At 47.9% G+C, this 14,449-nt stretch carries 12 protein-coding genes; 6 read left to right on the top strand and 6 right to left on the bottom strand.

Annotated elements, in window-relative coordinates; genetic code table 11:
• Positions 1-69: 69 nt before the first annotated feature.
• The 6 genes from dinB (at position 70) to HMPREF0581_RS04160 (ending at position 6,600) form a co-directional block, all read left to right on the top strand.
• Positions 70-1,380, top strand: coding sequence for a DNA polymerase IV (gene dinB / locus HMPREF0581_RS04185; protein ID WP_009644223.1), 1,311 nt, complete (start codon positions 70-72; stop codon positions 1,378-1,380).
• Complete coding sequence (locus HMPREF0581_RS04180; protein WP_036380655.1) at positions 1,373-2,560, top strand: GH25 family lysozyme; 1,188 nt, start codon at positions 1,373-1,375, stop codon at positions 2,558-2,560. The genes dinB and HMPREF0581_RS04180 overlap by 8 nt, the downstream gene beginning before the upstream one ends.
• A gap of 10 nt (positions 2,561-2,570) precedes the next feature.
• Entirely contained in the window at positions 2,571-3,320 is a 750-nt protein-coding gene (locus tag HMPREF0581_RS04175; protein WP_009644325.1) for an exodeoxyribonuclease III, read from the top strand.
• 11 nt (positions 3,321-3,331) lie between these two features.
• Complete coding sequence (locus HMPREF0581_RS04170) at positions 3,332-3,613, top strand: thioredoxin domain-containing protein (RefSeq protein ID WP_009644375.1); 282 nt, start codon at positions 3,332-3,334, stop codon at positions 3,611-3,613.
• 352 nt (positions 3,614-3,965) lie between these two features.
• A complete protein-coding gene (locus tag HMPREF0581_RS04165; RefSeq protein ID WP_036380653.1) occupies positions 3,966-5,186 on the top strand; it encodes an AsnC family transcriptional regulator in 1,221 nt (406 codons plus the stop codon).
• A 1-nt stretch (position 5,187) separates the two neighbouring features.
• A complete protein-coding gene (locus HMPREF0581_RS04160; RefSeq protein ID WP_009644377.1) occupies positions 5,188-6,600 on the top strand; it encodes an acetate--CoA ligase family protein in 1,413 nt (470 codons plus the stop codon).
• Positions 6,601-6,841: 241 nt separating this feature from the next.
• On the opposite strand, the gene dnaJ is transcribed toward HMPREF0581_RS04160, so the two are convergent.
• The 6 genes from dnaJ to HMPREF0581_RS04130 all read right to left on the bottom strand — a co-directional run bounded on the left by dnaJ (position 6,842) and on the right by HMPREF0581_RS04130 (position 14,440).
• Positions 6,842-7,975: a molecular chaperone DnaJ gene (dnaJ, locus tag HMPREF0581_RS04155; protein ID WP_009644218.1), complete on the bottom strand. Its 1,134-nt coding sequence runs from the start codon at positions 7,973-7,975 to the stop codon at positions 6,842-6,844.
• Between the two features lie 85 nt (positions 7,976-8,060).
• Positions 8,061-9,923 (bottom strand): molecular chaperone DnaK, encoded by a 1,863-nt coding sequence (gene dnaK, locus HMPREF0581_RS04150; protein WP_009644226.1) that lies wholly within the window; start codon positions 9,921-9,923, stop codon positions 8,061-8,063.
• 83 nt (positions 9,924-10,006) lie between these two features.
• Entirely contained in the window at positions 10,007-10,717 is a 711-nt protein-coding gene (gene grpE / locus HMPREF0581_RS04145; RefSeq protein WP_051426928.1) for a nucleotide exchange factor GrpE, read from the bottom strand.
• Positions 10,710-11,759: a heat-inducible transcriptional repressor HrcA gene (hrcA, locus tag HMPREF0581_RS04140; protein WP_009644241.1), complete on the bottom strand. Its 1,050-nt coding sequence runs from the start codon at positions 11,757-11,759 to the stop codon at positions 10,710-10,712. The genes grpE and hrcA overlap by 8 nt, the downstream gene beginning before the upstream one ends.
• A 287-nt stretch (positions 11,760-12,046) precedes the next feature.
• Complete coding sequence (locus HMPREF0581_RS04135) at positions 12,047-13,396, bottom strand: LVIVD repeat-containing protein (RefSeq protein WP_009644253.1); 1,350 nt, start codon at positions 13,394-13,396, stop codon at positions 12,047-12,049.
• A 153-nt stretch (positions 13,397-13,549) separates the two neighbouring features.
• Positions 13,550-14,440, bottom strand: a complete 891-nt coding sequence (locus HMPREF0581_RS04130) for a LysR family transcriptional regulator (protein WP_036380647.1) — start codon at positions 14,438-14,440, stop codon at positions 13,550-13,552.
• Positions 14,441-14,449: the final 9 nt, after the last annotated feature.

Raw genomic sequence — 14,449 nt, 5'->3', positions numbered from 1 at the left:
TTTGAAACATCCGTTCGCATCGGCGGTGCTAATCGTCTATAATAGATGTATCTATACAAGGAGGTCAGCATGAGCCGGGATAGAAGAATACTACATTGTGACATGAACAGCTTCTATGCGTCTGTCGAGCTGCTCTCCAGACCGGCTCTAAAGGACAAGCCGGTCGCTGTTGCAGGAGATCCCGGCAGCAGGCACGGAATCATCCTCGCCAAGAACGAAGCTGCCAAGAGGTTCGGTATTGTCACAGCCGAGACTGTACAATCCGCAAGGCGCAAATGCCCTGACCTTATCACTCTCCCGCCTCATCATGAGAAATATCGTGAATACAGCCGCATACTCAACTCAATTTATCTGGAGTATACGGATCTGGTCGAGCCATTTAGCGTTGATGAGTCGTGGCTCGACGTCACTGCGAGCGAAATGATTATGGGAGACGCCAAGCTGATTGCGGACAGCATCAGGGAGCGCGTCAAGCGCGAGCTGGGGCTGACGCTATCAGCCGGTGTCTCCTTCAACAAGATATTTGCCAAGATGGGCAGCGACTATAAGAAGCCGGATGCCACTACGGTTATTTCGCGTCAGAATTTCAAGAGGCTGCTGTGGCCGATGTCGGTCTCGGAGATGTTCATGGTTGGGCGGGCCACTGCAGCCAAGCTGGATGGTCTGGGCATACGCACCGTTGGAGATCTGGCTCATGCGGACAGGCTGCTGCTGGCTAATATCTTTGGCGTTCATGGCGACAACCTGTACAGATATGCCAACGGCCTGGACGATGAGCCTGTTCGCGCCTACGACAGACGAGAGGATATCAAATCCGTAGGTCACGGTATGACTTTTCGCCGCAATCTGCAGGGGCCGGATGATATAGGCATCGCACTCACCGAGCTTACCGACATGGTCAGCGCAAGGCTCAGACGCCATTCCAAGTGGGCTCGCGGGGTCAGGGTAGAAGTCACAACCCCCGAATTTAAGCGATTATCGAGACAGAAACGACTACCTAAACCCGTCAGCAGTCCGGCTGCATTTAGAAGAGCCGCACTGGATCTAATCAAGGAGCTCAGGTACATCGACAGACCTATCAGGCTGTTAACCGTAACTGCTATCGATCTAACAGATTCGCCGGATGCCGGACAGCTGACAATATTTACAATTGGCGCATCAACCGAGGAAAACCATCAGAATGAAAAGGACGAGAGCATCGCCAAGGCGCTGGATCAGATCCGCGACAAATTCGGTCAATCATCAATCAAATTTGCTCACGTACTGGGTAACGACATCGGGGTAGATGGCGAAATCAGCATCAAGGAACGTGTTAAAACGGAGACGTCCGAGAGCTCCGATAATCTTGAGGAATCAAATGAGGAATCATATAATGAATAGAAACGGAACTCGAAGCAGAACAAACAGAACGCATCGAAAATCAAACAATCGCTCGAAGTCTTCATCTGCAAATATAAAAAACAGACTCAAGAAACGGTGGAATCGCAAGCTCCGAAAGTTCAAACGCAAGGCCGCACAAAAGCTCAAACAAAACAAACTCAAGGCAGTCTTATCTGTAATTGGACTATTAACCATATTGACGCTCGTCCGGCTGCATGCGCTGCACACTGCACCAATTGAATACGGCAATTTTAAGCACGATGCCAGATTTAACGGATACGTTATATCCACAGGAATAGATGTTTCGTATGCTCAGGGCGACAACATCGATTGGCGCAAGGTCAAGAAATCCGGTGTCGACTATGTGTACATACGAGCCGGATTCAGGGATGCATCCAAGGGCAATCTGCACAAGGATGCCAAGTTTGAAAAGAATATCAAAGGTGCCGATGATGCAGGTCTGATGATTGGCTTATACATCTATTCGCAAGCCCTTAACAGCGATGAAGCTGCTGCAGAGGCAGACTATCTGGCAAATTTAGCAGACAAATATCGTGTGGATTTACCTCTCGTCATGGACTACGAGCTGTATAACGGAGGAAGGCTTGAAAACACAATTAGGTCAGGCGGTCTCAGAACCGCGGATCTCAACCGAAATGCGATGGCATTTTGCCGTAGAGGCTGGGCTCGCGGACACGAGACGATGATATATGGTAACTATGATTTCCTGATGCACTACGCCGGCGGTTACGAATTATCGCAAAACACAAATATATGGCTGGCACAATACAATACTCACACGACCTACCGCGGCGCATACATGATGTGGCAGAGCACCGACAAAGCCAGGGTTCCCGGCATCGACAAGAACGTTGATCTGAACTTCATGTACATCAATCCTGATCGTCCATATCACTCCCTCGCGGCAGTCGGTACCGACAGGAAATCAATCAGCGAATGCAATGTGCAACTAAAGCATCATAGTTCCAGATACCTCGGCTTCGCAGCCCGCCCGGGTATTAATGTATACGATAGCGGAACGCAGCTTCGCCAGGGCAGAGATTATAGGGTTTCTTACATCAAAAATACATCACCGGGTACCGGATATGCTATAGTTAGCGGTATAGGCAAATACAAGGATGCTGTCATGACGAGCTTTAAGATTAAAGGAATCCTATAGGAGGGCAAATATGAAATTTATATCATGGAACGTAAACGGCTTCCGCGCCGTGCTCAAGAAGGGCTTTGAGGATGTGTTCAAGGATCTGGATGCAGACTTTTTCTGTTTGCAGGAAACCAAGATGCAGGAAGGTCAGGCGGATTTTCACCCTGAGGGATACCACGAATATTACAGCTATGCGGATAAAAAGGGGTACTCAGGAACTGCTATTTTTGCAAAGGAAGCGCCTCTCAGGGTCGCATACGGAATTGAGGGCAAGCACAACGACGAAGGACGTGTTATAACGCTGGAGTATGACGACTTCTATCTCATCTGCGCGTACGTACCTAATTCACAGGATGAGTTAAAGCGAATCGATTACAGGATGGAATACGAGGATGACCTCAGAGCATATATGTCTAAGCTTGACAAGGTCAAGCCCGTCGTTTACTGCGGCGATCTCAATGTTGCACATGAGGAAATCGACCTCAAGAATCCAAAGTCGAACCGCGGTAATGCAGGCTTCTCCGACGAAGAGCGCAGCAAGATGACAGAGCTGCTGGGAGCAGGATTTACCGATACATATAGACATCTTCACCCTGATACCCCCGGCGTGTATTCCTGGTGGTCATACAGATTCAACGCCAGAGCCAATAACGCAGGCTGGCGCATCGACTACTTCATAGTTTCTAACAGACTGGAAACCAAGATCAAGGAAGCTGCGATCTTGACCGACGTATACGGAAGCGATCACTGCCCTGTATCGCTGGTACTGGAGTAAAGGAGAATACCATGAAGAAGATAACAGCATTTGAACTCGCAGGATGCCCATACTGTGTTCAGGGCAAAAAAGCTCTCGCAGATCTAATCGCAGAGAATCCTGACTACGGCAAGGTTGAAATTGAATGGATTGAAGAAGGCGCACACCCGGAAATTATTGCCAACTATGATTACTACGCAACTCCTTCAATGTTCATCGGAAACGAGAAGCTGTATGAAGCTTACCTATTCGAGAGCTATGATGAATGCAAGGAACATATAAAAGATGTCCTTGATACCGCACTTAAAAGGTAGTATAAATGCATCTTTTCATTTTATAACCTGCGTATATAAACCGCGTAAATAACGTAACATAGCAAGAGACATCAGTATTAGTGCTTGATGTCTTTTCTAATTGACAATAATTCGATCACCTTACTGTCAAAGGATTAAAGCACATCGAAACTATGCGAATTTCAATTCATTAATAAAATTAAATATTGGCAGTCAAAATTACTGACGACAATCATATTTTAAATATAAATAACTAGACCATTTAAGTTTTATTTCTTATATGATAAAATAGTAACACAGGGAAGAGATTATATATTTCTCCTTGTTGTATGTTGTAACTGATTAGTTGTAAAGGATTAGGAGGTTGGTATTCATGAGTGAAAAAAAGTACATACTTGGCACTGACCAACAGCAAGCGTGGATGCACAGGAATTGTTTTCCTCCGCGCGGGTACGGCTTCCTCGAGCCGGGAACCTTTGGCCTGGATGCAACAGAGGTTGCTGCCTACAACGTAGTCAAATCGTTCTATCAGATTTATCCTGATGTTTGGAATCTTGACTACATTGCTGAGAAGACAGGTGCAAAAAAAGAAGATATTAAAAAGCGCCTGAAAAGAATGTATGATGAGCACCTGATTATGTTCGTCATGAACCCGAATGTAAGTGTTTACGGTTGGGGTCTCTATTACTGGGTTGTCAAGCTGAAAGACGGAACCGATCCGGCCATCAAGAGCGAGTTTGCGAAGTGGTATCAGAACAAGGACGACATATGCACCGGATATATGACGGAAGGCGATTTCGATTTCTTTAATGGCAATCACATGCGCGTGATCGACAACCTGCTGGCAGATGTCATAGCTCCATGGAAGGACCGTCCTGAGGTCGAGTACGTCCATCTCTGCCCGATTCGTGCTGATGTACGCGAATCGATGGTTAATCAGTGGGATGTACCGTCTGACCAATTCAGGAAATTCGTATTCGGAGAAGAACAGCGAAAGAAGTTCCTTAAGGTTCAGCATAAGATTGACAAGACGGATCTTGCAATTGTTGACGCCCTTAACTCCACTCCATCCATTGCAGACATGTTTAATTTCAAGAAACTGGAAGAGCTTTCCGGACTTGACGGAGACCAGATGAAGAAGGATATCATAACCTGTGTAGATGAACGTAAGTTTATGCTTCCTATGATATATTTCAACTACCGCAGGCTCGGACTGTCGATGCAGATGTACCTCGTTCGCATGTTTCAGAACGTTCCAAGCTACAGAAAGGCAGAGCTGATTGAAGAATTCACTGCACAGTCGGAATTTGTCGATATCTTCCAATTTGGAGATTCATTTTATGACTGCCTGCTAAGCGCCTTCACTGAGCTCAATGACGTCGATGCAATTCGCGAAAAGCTCGAAAAATACGCAGAGATTGAAGAAGTAAAGGTTGCTAATTCCAAACGCCAGTTCAGGCGCTGGGTTGCACGGTTGGATGATGAAAACGGGTACTGGGAGGAGTGCGTAATGACGGACGACTTTCTTCAAAATCGTTTGGAGACCGGCTCTCCGAAATGCCGCTTCTCCACAGATCCTGAGGAGGTGAAATAAGATGATTGTAAAACATCCTCGCGATTATGTAATAGATAATCTTCAGTATGCATTAAATCCAAAATCTATCGCGGTAGTCGGTGCCAGCCGCTATTCAACAAAGGTAGGCTACAAGGTTGTAGACGGTCTGAAGCTATGGGGGTACAAAGGTGAGATCTATCCCGTTAACCCGCGCGCCGATCAAGTGAACGGTCTCAAAGCTTATCCGACCGTAAAAGACATTCCCGAAGATGTTGATTTGGCGTTCCTTGCCGTTCCGGCGCACATCGTAAAGTCCGTGTTGGAGGACTGTGTCGCCAAAAAGGTCAAAATTGTCGTTATCGCTACAAGCGCATTCAAGGAGATTGGCCGCGGTGCTTTACAGGATGAATTGACACAGTACTGCCGTGACAACAAATTGCCGCTGATCGGTCCGAACCTGGTGGGAATGGGAAGCCCGTATCTTGATTTTAACTGTGGTTTCATTCCGTACCTGCCTATCAAGGGACCTGTAGCTATGATATCGCAGTCAGGTGCCAATCTGCTGGCTGCCCTCGGGTCATCTCAAAAAGATCACTATGGCATGAGCTTCTTTGTTGGCCTTGGTAATAAGGCGGATGTGGATTTCTGTGAATTCATCGCGTATGCCGGACGAGATAAAGATACAAGGTGCCTCGCTGTATACATTGAAGGCCTGGACAGTCCGGACGCCTTTATAGAAGCGTGCCGCAGTGTTAATAAACCGATAGTCACCATAAAGGTCGGCGGTTCAAAAATTGGTGAAAAAGCGGCGTTTGCACATACTGCATCCGAAAATGCCGGGACTTCGGACGAATTCTATGACGAAGTATTTAAAGAGGCAGGCGCAATTCGTGCCACAACATGGGAAGAATTTCTCGACATATCTATGGCTCTCGGCATGCAGCCACCTGCAAAGGGGGACAATATCGTAATGATTACCAATGGCGGAGGCTCGGGACTGCTCAGCTGTGACCATTTCGAGCGCAGGGGGATGCCAATGCATGAGTTGCACGAAATTTCTCCTAGTCTCTCTGACCGAATTCGTGCATACATGCCTATGTTCGGTTCTCCACTCAACCCTGTTGATATCTCCGGAACCGCTTCACCGATTCAGTACAAAGGAGCTTTCATACAGGCAATACGCGATCCTAACGTACACGGCATTATAGGGTCTATCTGCCCTACCGCAGTTACCGATGTGGATGCAGTTACCGATGTGGTTATACGCATACACGATACCTACCGTCACCTGGGCAAACCGTTTATCATGGAGTGCCAAGGCGGTAACGAGTGCCAGGAGGCCATACTTAAGCTCAGAGATCATGGTATCCCTGCTTATGCAACTGCCGAACAAGCTGTCAACGCCATGGTAGCCTTATATCGTTACGGCCAAATCAGTTTGAATCGCAAGTAATGACGGTCTATTAATCAAACACATTTGATGAATAACTTAATGAGCCGGGAGCATATCGGCATGCTTCCGGCTCACATTTTATCCACCCTATATCTTCCTTCAAAAAAGATACAGCCGCTGTACCCATTGAAAATTTCAACGTTCACAGCGACTTTTACCAGCTGTTGTTGTCCTGTGACTTATTTTTAGCAACACATCTCGGCCTATAACTTAAACGTTACCTCTACCCAAGCTCAACTCACTAGCTGCCCAGCTTCAGGTTGTCAAATTCCTTTTTACGAGGATATGCATCCGGCGTGAACTCCTCAGCCATATTCTTGATTGCCTTCTTCTCCTTAGCGCTCAGCTTAGTTGGAACCTCAATATTCACCTTGACATACAGGTCTCCATATCTGCCGGTTCTAGGATTTTTGACACCCTTGCCTTTGAGCCTAAAATTCGATCCGGTCTGTGTTCCGGGTGCAAGCGTATACGAATACGTCTCGTTGAAACCCGGCACCTTGACCTTGTCGCCGAGCACCGCCTGGTCGTAGGTAATAGGCATTGTCAGGTACAGGTCGTCGCCACGTCTCTTGTATACCTTGTGTGGCTTTACATTTATTACTATGTACAGGTCGCCAAATGGGCCACCGTTAACTCCCGGCTCACCCTCGCCCCGAATCGGGATGATGCTGTCGCTGTCGACACCCGCCGGAATGTCAATCTTGAGCGTAACGGTCTTTCTCACCGAACCCTTGCCGTGGCAGTCCGGGCACGGTGTATCGATAACCTGACCGGTTCCACCGCACGCATCACAAGTCGTCACATTCTGGAATGTTCCAAACGGAGTCTGCGATACATGTGACACCTGGCCGGTTCCACCGCACTTCTCACATGTGTGCTTGCCCGTACCCGGAGCCGTTCCCTCTCCGTTACACTTCTTGCACTTAACGTCCTTAGTGAGTCTAATTTCCTTACGACAGCCAAATATCGCCTCAGTAAATTCGATCGTAATCGATTTCTGCAGGTCACTGCCCTTGCGAGGACCGTTTCGCCTTGCACTGCGTCCTCCGAAGCCACCAAAGCCGCCGCCAAACATATCGAAGATATCTTCAAAGCCGCCGAAACCGCCAAAACCGGCTCCGCCACCTTCAAAGCCGGCATTAGGATCTACTCCGGCATGACCGAATCTATCATATTTGCTCTTCTTATCAGGATCCGACAATACAGCATAGGCCTCATTGGCTTCCTTGAATTTTTCTTCGGCTTCCTTGTCGCCGGGATTCTTATCCGGATGGTATTTCATAGCCATCTTGCGATAAGCCTTCTTTATCTCGGCTTCGGAAGCTCCTTTCCGGATGCCCAGCACCTCGTAATAATCTCTCTTATCAGCCATATTATTTCCTTCCAACGATAATTTATATAATCAGTGAACTGCCGGCACGCTGTGCCGGCAGTAACCATCTGTTAGTATTCAGACACTACTTATCTTCGTCTACAACCTCATAATCAGCGTCTACAGTGTTTCCGCCAGGACCTGCACTCTGTGCTCCTGACTGAGCCTGTGCACCTGCATCTGCGCCATCACCGGCAGCACCTGTCTGAGCTTGTGCTTCCTGATAAATTCTGCTTGAAATCGGATAGAACGCCTGTGTCAGCGCTTCGCTCTTAGCCTTAATGTCTTCAACGTCGTTAGCCTCTACAGCCTTCTTGAGATCCTCTCTAGCTGCGTCAACCTTAGACTTCTCGTCAGCAGTTACCTTGTCACCGAGCTCGTTCATCTGCTTTTCAGTCTCGAAGAGAATTCCTTCAGCTTGGTTCTTAACCTCGACCTCTTCCTTTCTCTTCTTATCCTCCTCGGCATATTGCTCAGCTTCCTTGATCTTAGCGTTAATCTCGTCCTCAGAAAGCTTTGTTGAGGATGTAATTGTAATCTGCTGCTCCTTACCCGTACCAAGATCCTTAGCGCTTACATTGACGATACCGTTAGCATCGATGTCAAATGTAACCTCGATCTGTGGGATTCCGCGAGGAGCAGGAGCAATGCCCGTGAGCTGGAATCTACCAAGTGTGATATTGTCGGCTGCCATCTCTCTCTCTCCCTGCATTACGTGCACATCCACCGCTGTCTGATTGTCTGCTGCTGTTGAGAATATCTGACTCTTCTTGGTTGGAATAGTTGTATTTCTCTCGATTAGCTTAGTTGCAACACCACCGAGCGTCTCGATAGACAGCGACAGTGGAGTAACATCAAGCAGCAGAACGTCATTGACTTCACCTGTGAGTACGCCTGCCTGGATAGAAGCTCCGATTGCTACGCACTCATCCGGGTTGATACCCTTGAACGGCTCCTTACCTGTTACCTTCTGAACAGCTGCCTGAACTGCAGGAATACGTGTCGAACCACCGACTAGGATGACCTTAGCGATGTCTGAATTTGTAACACCCGCATCTGCCATAGCCTTTTTCATAGGCTCGATACTTCTCTCAACCAGTCCGCTTGTGAGCTGATCAAATCTGGCTCTTGTAAGATCCATGTCCATATGGAGCGGACCCTCATCAGTTACAGTGATAAATGGCAGATTGATCTTAGTGCTCTGTGCACTTGACAGCTCCTTCTTGGCCTTCTCCGCAGCTTCCTTAAGTCTCTGCAGAGCCATGTTGTCCTTTCTGAGGTCAACTCCGTGCTCAGACTTGAACGAATCTGCCAGGAAGTCCAGAACGGCATTATCAAAATCATCACCGCCAAGGTGTGTATCACCGTTTGTAGCAAGCACCTCAAATACTCCATCCCCAAGCTCTAGCACAGACACATCGAATGTACCGCCGCCAAGGTCGTAGACAAGAATCTTCTGTGCTCCATCCGCCTTATCCAGTCCATAAGCAAGCGATGCAGCAGTTGGCTCGTTGATAATTCTCTTAACGTCCAGACCGGCAATCTTACCGGCATCCTTAGTAGCCTGCTTCTGAGCATCTGAGAAATATGCCGGAACCGTGATGACAGCCTCTGAAACCTTTTCCCCCAGATATGCCTCAGCGTCAGACTTGAGCTTACCGAGAATCATAGCAGAGATGTCCTGTGGAGTATAGCTCTTTCCATCAATCTCTACAGTATAGCTCTCTCCCATGTGTCTCTTGATAGAAGCAATCGTTCTATCCGGGTTTGTGATTGCCTGTCTCTTAGCCGTCTCTCCGACAAGTCTCTCACCATTCTTAGTGAATGCTACGACGGACGGTGTAGTTCTTGCACCCTCTGCATTAGCGATTACAACAGGTTCTCCGCCTTCCAGAACAGACACGCAGCTGTTCGTAGTTCCCAAATCAATTCCAATAACCTTACTCATTGTTTATTTCCTTCCTTTCGTATCCGAAATCCATTATTTACTAAATTATTTATATACAAACGCGGTTCCCCGCGATTTTGTCACTATTTCGCAACAGTTACCATTGTCGGTCTGATGACCTTGCCGTTAAGACTATAGCCCTTCTGCAGCACATTGCACACCTTGTTGCTGTCGTATTCCTCATCGTCGGCCGTCATAACCGCATTGTGAATCTTAGGGTCAAATTCCTCACCGAGCGCTCGCAGCTCCTCGAGCCCCGCTTCGCTCAGAGCGCTTAGCAACTGATCGAAAATAAGCCTCATGCCTTGAGCGTATCCCTCTGCATCCGCCGCAGGATCACTCGCCAACGCTCTCTCGAAGTTGTCGAGCACGCCCAGCAGTTCAACGACGAGCTTTTCATTTGCATACGCGTGGATATCCGCCTTTTCCTTGGCGACACGCTTCTTGTAGTTCCGGAACTCTGCCATAAGCCTCAGATACCTGGAATCGCCATCCTCTTCAGGCTTATCGGTTTCATTCTCCGACCTCTGAGTCTGATCAGACGTACCATCGCCCTCGGCTTCGCTGTCAGGCACATCCTTCGCTTCGTTATCAGCTTTGTCAGCATCCTGAGGCTCTGTCTTGCCATCTACCTCGGCTTCGGTCTTGACTTCTGCATCTGCCGGCTTCGCATCTGAGCCTGTTCGCTGAGCATTCGAAGAATTCTCTTTCCGGCTCTCCGCAGCTTCTACCTGCTTATCAGCTGTCCTATCACCAGCCTCATTAATATTATCCTTCTTGTTCTCTTCAGTCATTCTTGTGTTCCTTTCCATCGTTTAGCAAGAACGATTTGCTGAGGTTCTCCGTAAGGTATTCCATTATTGAAGTAACCTCGCTATAGTTCATCCTGGTTGGTCCGATTACTCCAATCTTGCCTATCAGCTTGCCATCCACGTGATATGTCGCGGTGACCAGCGAGCAATCCTTCATCGATGAATCGATATTTTCATCACCGATGGTTACGATTACACCATCCTCACGCTCGAGCATATCTCTTGCAAATTCATCCTTCCTGCTGACAAGCTCGATGAATGCCTTGGCCTTATCGATGCTGCTGTACTCGGGAATGTTAAATATGTTGGTCAATCCCTCCATGTACAGATTGACGTTGAGCATATCTTCGAGCGTCTTCATGAAGTTTGGCATAACCGTGTTTGCCAAAGGGCTCATAGCCTCGAGATCAGAATTGAAATCTGCAATGATTGATTTCTTGAGAGCCTCATCTATGGTGTTGCCCTTATAGTTATATGTCATCGATTTGCTGAGTATCTCCAGCGACTCCGGCGTATATGACACATCCACCTTGAGTGTGGTGTTCGTGACATTGCCGGCATCAGATACAATCATCAACACGATTGTGTATTCATCAACCGGCACGAGTCTGATGAACTTGAGCGTGTCGTAATTAGCCGAAGGCGTCATCGCAAATGATGCAAGCTTCGTTATATCTGAAAGCAGCTCTGCTGCGTGCTGTAACGTCTGGTTGAACTCTGCGACGCTAACTTGCATGCGCTCGTTGATTATCTGCTTTTCCTCCGGCGAGAGATCGTGCTTGCTCATAAGGCTATTTACATATAGTCTATATGCCTTATCAGAAGGCACACGCCCTGCCGAGGTATGCGGGTGTGTCAGATATCCGAGCTCTTCAAGGTCAGCCATTTCATTTCTGATAGTCGCCGGGCTGACACCTAATCCATATCTCTTAGCAAGCGAACGAGAACCGACCGGCTCTGCGTTCTTAACGTAGTCTGTGATAATTGCCTGGAGGATCTGAAGCTTTCTCTCACCTATTTCCATCGTATTTCCTCCTTACCTGAATTTTGTTAGCACTCATCAATCCGGAGTGCTAATCACTACACATAGTGTACTATCGACCTCCCCCGGTGTCAACATCAAAACATGAGTGTAATATGTTTTTTTCGTGAAGCGATTCAAGGGCCTTCCTCTAAACTAGAAATTGTACGTAGTCGAAGAGTCCGCGGTTAATACGCAAAATGGCACCATCCGGTAATTGTACGGGTGATGCCATTTTTTAGCAAGCTAATTATTTATGTGCTATGTGTGCGTTTCCAAGCTGTTCATAATTAAACTGTGCAACGAACGATGTAAAGTCCGTCCTGATAAGTATCGACATAGATATAGCCTCTGTCATCTACTACACAGTCCTCAGCATGACCAACGTGTGGTCCCGGGAACAGGGTCCCGTCCTCGATATCGAACCATGTGCCTTCCGGATCCGGTGGCATGAAGTAAGCGATTTCCTTAGGTATGAACGGATCCGACACATCGTAGATGCGAAGTCCGGCCTGGAAGTGACAGTTGTAGACTCTGTCGTCTCTCTGCTCCAGGCAGTCCTGCCCGAATAGGTCGAACATGTTGTGTGGACCGAATACCACTCTCTGGCCATCGATGATGTTGAAGTTCTCACCGTGGCACTTCCTGTACTCCGCCGGTACCTCCGGATAAGGGAATACCGAGATAAGTGCCGGATTCTCCTTATCGGAAGTCTCAACCATACCGATGATGTTCATTGGCTGGCTGGTGATCTTGTGGAACATGCCTTCTTCTCTGTTGTTGTCAAAGTACCATGTTCTCTCACCCTCCGTAGTTACTACAGCAAAGGGCTTATCACCTAAAGGCATTGCTGTGTGAACAGCTGCGCCTGCCTGACCGTTACCAAATGGCGGGTTGAGAGGCACATTGCCCAGAAGTCTGGGTCTGGTCTTGTCGTGTACGTCAATCATGCAGAATCCAACGTTAGGGAATGCTGCATATACTACGTCGTCCTTAACTGTGATTGCGTGGCCGTTAGGCAGCTTCATGAACGGCTCTGTACCAACCTCCGGAATATCGGAAGCCTTCTTGTTGCCCAAATACTGGCCATCAGCCCACCAGCTGCCAACCTCAGTTGGGTTAGTCGGATCTGAAATATCAACGATTCTCAGAATGTATCCCGTGTAGTTGCGCTTGCTGCCCATGATATAAGCGTAGTCGCCGCCGTTATAGAAGCTTCTGTGCACTCCCGGACCATCCTCACACTCGAACTGTCCGAGGAACTTAGGGTTAAGTGGATCGCTCTCGATATCATAGAGCTTAAATCCGCCCCAGAACGGTTGATCGTGAGTACCGTGCAGCACCCTCATCGTGCCGCCATAGCAAGCGAGAAGCTTGCCGTCTGCCACCTGCAGCTTGGCAAGGCTCTGCCCATCGTGAACCTCACCAATCCAGTCGCCCTCTACCCACTTAGCTGTCGGATTTGCCGGATCTGTCACATCGACGATATTAAATCCGTTATCACGGAAGCATGCAGTATACAAATAATATCTGCCATCCTTAGTACGGTGCATTCCCATCTGGAAGCCCGGTTTTTTGTTCAAATCAGAGTATCCTATGAACTCCGTGTTCTTGAACAGCATCTGTTCTCTTCTAGACATTTTACCCCCCTGTTAATGTTATATATAAGCCTCATATGCTTTCAATTGATGTATCTATACGATATCATCAATTGGACTATATTAGAACCTGCCAAAAACGAATGGACATTCATGCAGTTTCTGCATGGATGTCCATTTTTGTTTCTAATTTTGTTATTTCTCGACTGCCGGCAACGTATCGTCTGCGAAATACTTTCTAAGCTCATCCGCAAACAGCTTCACCTCTCTAGGCGGTTCTCCCTCGTGCCACGCAATGGCGATATTTGAACGGGCATCGATGCTCACAGAGTGTATGTCCGGGCCACCGGATATATCCACCCAATCGTCAGCCAATATAACGCCTCTGCCGTTCTGGACATTGGCAAACATAGTCTCGATGTTGGGAACCACCTCTATGTCGGGGATAAAGTTGAACGGTCGCAGATTGAATCCGATTGATGATATAATCTCGCGCAGCCTCGAATCCTCTGCGACGAACATGGTCACACCCTTCATCTCCTCGGGGCTGTCTACCAAGACGCCGAAAAGTCTCTCGGAATAAACGATAGTGCGATTTACATCAGTCACCACCTCGTACTCTACGTCGGAAGTTGCCTTCATATAATCCTCCAGCGAGATAACAGCATCCAGCTGTCCTGACTGCAATTTCTGCATCAGGTTATCGAAGCTGAGGCACTCTATCCTGACCGAAAAATCATCGTAGATCTGCCTGCAGCGCGTAACAACCTCCGGCAGGAAGCCTGAAATATTCCAGCCTATATTGTATCCCAGTCTCAGCTCATGAGTTTCTTCGCGCAGCGACTCCCTTGTCCTGCCGAGTTCCGTCTCAAATCTGCTGAACAGGCTGAAGTATTTCTCCCCGGCAGGCGACAGTGTTATGCTTCTGGAGTTCTCCCTTTCAAACAACACCGTCCCCAGCTCCTTCTCAAGCGCTGCAATCGCTCTGGATACCTGAGATTGAGGAACATATAGCTTTTCCGCCGCCTTGGTAAAATTGAGAAGCCTGGCTGCTTCAAGAAAAGCCTTAATCTGTCTATCGTTCATAACCACCTC

It is taken from the genome of Mogibacterium timidum ATCC 33093 (assembly GCF_000525775.1).
GTDB lineage: Bacteria > Bacillota > Clostridia > Peptostreptococcales > Anaerovoracaceae > Mogibacterium > Mogibacterium timidum.
Note: the sequence above shows the minus strand (reverse complement) of the source record. Positions and strands in the feature narration are given on the sequence as shown.

What these genes read in the sequence shown, in the direction of transcription:
- dnaK (WP_009644226.1), bottom strand. Translation starts at nt 9,923, where the DNA reads ATGAGTAAGGTTATTGGAATTGATTTGGGAACTACGAACAGCTGCGTG.
- hrcA (WP_009644241.1), bottom strand. Translation starts at nt 11,759, where the DNA reads ATGGAAATAGGTGAGAGAAAGCTTCAGATCCTCCAGGCAATTATCACA.
- grpE (WP_051426928.1), bottom strand. Translation starts at nt 10,717, where the DNA reads ATGACTGAAGAGAACAAGAAGGATAATATTAATGAGGCTGGTGATAGG.
- HMPREF0581_RS04180 (WP_036380655.1), top strand. Translation starts at nt 1,373, where the DNA reads ATGAATAGAAACGGAACTCGAAGCAGAACAAACAGAACGCATCGAAAA.
- HMPREF0581_RS04170 (WP_009644375.1), top strand. Translation starts at nt 3,332, where the DNA reads ATGAAGAAGATAACAGCATTTGAACTCGCAGGATGCCCATACTGTGTT.
- dinB (WP_009644223.1), top strand. Translation starts at nt 70, where the DNA reads ATGAGCCGGGATAGAAGAATACTACATTGTGACATGAACAGCTTCTAT.
- HMPREF0581_RS04130 (WP_036380647.1), bottom strand. Translation starts at nt 14,440, where the DNA reads ATGAACGATAGACAGATTAAGGCTTTTCTTGAAGCAGCCAGGCTTCTC.
- HMPREF0581_RS04175 (WP_009644325.1), top strand. Translation starts at nt 2,571, where the DNA reads ATGAAATTTATATCATGGAACGTAAACGGCTTCCGCGCCGTGCTCAAG.
- HMPREF0581_RS04160 (WP_009644377.1), top strand. Translation starts at nt 5,188, where the DNA reads ATGATTGTAAAACATCCTCGCGATTATGTAATAGATAATCTTCAGTAT.
- HMPREF0581_RS04165 (WP_036380653.1), top strand. Translation starts at nt 3,966, where the DNA reads ATGAGTGAAAAAAAGTACATACTTGGCACTGACCAACAGCAAGCGTGG.
- HMPREF0581_RS04135 (WP_009644253.1), bottom strand. Translation starts at nt 13,396, where the DNA reads ATGTCTAGAAGAGAACAGATGCTGTTCAAGAACACGGAGTTCATAGGA.
- dnaJ (WP_009644218.1), bottom strand. Translation starts at nt 7,975, where the DNA reads ATGGCTGATAAGAGAGATTATTACGAGGTGCTGGGCATCCGGAAAGGA.